The 983-nt window shown below is 64.1% G+C and carries 1 protein-coding gene; it reads right to left on the bottom strand.

Translation table 11 applies throughout. From position 1 onward, the window contains the following. Positions 1 to 983 (bottom strand): xylose isomerase (gene xylA, locus BEN49_RS15295; RefSeq protein WP_070744822.1); only part of this gene is annotated, 983 nt, incomplete at both ends.

Here is a 983-nt window from a genome sequence, read left to right as displayed (position 1 = left end):
GCAAACGTGTCCATGCCCGCAATGTGGGCCACAAAAATGTCCTCCAAATCGGTCGAGTTACGGCGCGTTTTGGCGTCGAAGTTGATGCCGCCCGGCGTGATGCCGCCGTGCTCCAGGATGATGAGCATGCTCTCCGTCAACTCGTTCAAGTTGTTCGGAAACTGGTCGGTGTCCCAGCCGTTCTGGTTGTCGCCGCGGTTGGCGTCGATGCTGCCGAGCAGGTTGGCGTCGGCGGCCACTTGCAGCTCGTGCTGGAAAGTGTGGCCGGCCAGCGTGGCGTGGTTCACCTCCAGGTTCAGCATGAAATCGTTTTCCAAGCCGTGCTCCTTGAGGAAGCCGATGACCGTGGCCGCGTCGAAGTCGTACTGGTGCTTGGTGGGCTCGGCCGGCTTGGGCTCGATGAAGAACTTGCCCGTGAAGCCCTGCTGGCGGGCGTAGTCGCGGGCCACGGTCAGGAACTGGCCCAGGTGCGCCTGCTCGCGCTTCATGTCGGTGTTGAGCAGGGTCATGTAGCCCTCGCGGCCGCCCCAGAAGGTGTAGCCCTCGCCGCCCAGCGCGATGGTCGCGTCGATGGCGTTTTTCACCTGCGTGGCGGCGTAGGCCACCACCTGGAAGTCGGGGTTGGTGCTCGCGCCGTTCATGTAGCGGGGGTGCGAAAACACGTTGGCCGTGCCCCAGAGCAGCTGCACGCCGCTCGCCTGCTGGTGCTGCTTGAGGTAGTCCACCACCGTGGCCAGGTTGCTTTCGTACTCCTTTAGCGAGTCGCCTTCGTCCACCAGGTCGATGTCGTGGAAGCAGTAGTAGGGCGTGCCGAGCTTGGTGAAGAACTCGAAGGCGGCGTCGGCCTTGTCCTTGGCGCGGCCCACGATGTCGCCTTTGGCGTCCCAGGCAAAGTTCTTGGTGCCGGGGCCGAAGGGGTCGCCGCCGGTGCCCACGAAGGTGTGCCAGTAGGCCGTGGCGAAGCGCAGGTGCTCCTTCATGGT

This window comes from Hymenobacter coccineus, assembly GCF_001816125.1.
GTDB lineage: Bacteria > Bacteroidota > Bacteroidia > Cytophagales > Hymenobacteraceae > Hymenobacter > Hymenobacter coccineus.
This window is presented reverse-complemented; position numbering and strand designations above follow the sequence as displayed.